Source organism: Roseovarius halophilus (ex Wu et al. 2025) (assembly GCF_047086965.1).
Window position 1 is genome coordinate 1 of the sequence record NZ_JBKOTX010000451.1, and the last position, 1,561, is coordinate 1,561.

A 1,561-nucleotide genomic window follows, 5' to 3' on the forward strand; every position below is an offset into this window, starting at 1 on the left:
CAGCGCCGCCGCCCGCGAGGGGCCGAAAACCGGCAGGCCCGCGTCGCGCAGGCGGTCCGCCACGCCTGCCGCCAGCGGGGCCTCGGGGCCGATGATGACGAAGTCGATCGCGTTGACGTCGCAGAAATTCACGACCGCCGCGCCGTCGTCGATGTCGAGCGTGGCACATTCCGCGATCTCCGCGATGCCGGCATTGCCCGGCGCGACGATCAGCTTGTCGCATTTGGGGTTCTGCATCACGGCCCAGGCCAGCGCGTGTTCGCGGCCACCACCGCCAAGGATCAGTATGTTCATCGCGCCGCTCTCCCGCTTCACCTTCGCTTGCGAGCGTTCTAGGATGGGGCGCAACCAGACACAAGGCGCACGCATGTCAGACCTGATCGACGATCCGCAGGAAGGTGAAAACGCTCCGGAATTCTCCGTCTCGGAAATTTCCGGCGCGGTCAAGCGCGTCATCGAGGGCGAATTCGGCCATGTCCGCGTCAAGGGCGAGATCGGGCGCGTCAGCCGCCCGCGGTCGGGGCATGTGTACCTTGACCTCAAGGATGATCGCGCCGTCCTGTCCGGGGTGATCTGGAAAAGGGTGGCGACGCGGCTGTCCGTCCAGCCCGAGGAGGGGATGGAGGTGGTCGCCACCGGGCGGCTGACCACGTTCCCGGGGCAGTCGCGCTACCAGATCGTCATCGAGGATCTGAAGCCCGCGGGCATGGGCGCGCTGATGGCCATGTTGGAAAAACGGCGCAAGGCGCTGGCCGCCGAGGGGCTTTTCGCCCCCGAGCGCAAGCGGCCCTTGCCGTATCTGCCGGAAATCATAGGGGTCGTGACCTCGCCCTCGGGCGCTGTCATCCGCGATATCCTGCACCGCCTGCGCGAGCGGTTCCCGCGCAAGGTGCTGATCTGGCCCGTGGCCGTGCAGGGCGACCGCTGCGCGCCCGACGTGGCCCGCGCCATCGCGGGGTTCAATACGCTGACGCCCGGCGGGGCCTTGCCCCGGCCGGACCTGTTGATCGTGGCGCGGGGTGGCGGCTCCATCGAGGACCTCTGGGGCTTCAACGAGGAGGCGGTCGTGCGTGCCGCCGCGGCCTCGGACATCCCGCTGATTTCCGCCGTCGGGCATGAGACGGACACGACGCTGATCGACCATGCTGCCGACAAGCGCGCGCCGACGCCGACCGCGGCCGCCGAGCTGGCGGTGCCGGTGCGGCTCGACCTGCTGGCGTGGCTCGACAACCAAGAAGCCCGGCTGACCCACGGGTTGAGCCAGGGGGTTTCGGCGCGCGGGCAGCGCCTGCGTGACCTGTCGCGCGCCCTGCCACGGGCGGAAACGCTGCTCGACGGGCCGCGCCAGCGGCTGGACAGTTGGGGCGAAAGGCTGCCGGCCGCGCTTACCCGGTCGGTTCAGATGCGGCGCGTGCAGCTTTTCGAGGGGGCGGGCGCGCTCAGGCCGGGATTGCTGCGCCGGGCCGTGGCCGCCGACCGGCAGCGGCTGGAAAACACTGCCGCGCGGCTGAACGTCCGCACGCTGGCGCGGGAGACCGCGCAGAAACGGCGCGATCTGGAC

At 70.1% G+C, this 1,561-nt stretch carries 1 protein-coding gene and 1 pseudogene; one reads left to right on the top strand and one right to left on the bottom strand.

The genetic code is table 11. The annotated features are described in order from the left end of the window. Nucleotides 1-294: pseudogene (locus tag ACH107_RS32725) on the bottom strand (phosphoribosylamine--glycine ligase); the annotation flags it as partial. Between the two features lie 73 nt (nucleotides 295-367). Here ACH107_RS32725 and xseA point away from each other — a divergent pair. Further along, nucleotides 368-1,561: exodeoxyribonuclease VII large subunit (xseA, locus tag ACH107_RS32730; protein ID WP_412509764.1), on the top strand; the 1,194-nt coding region annotated here is incomplete at its 3' end.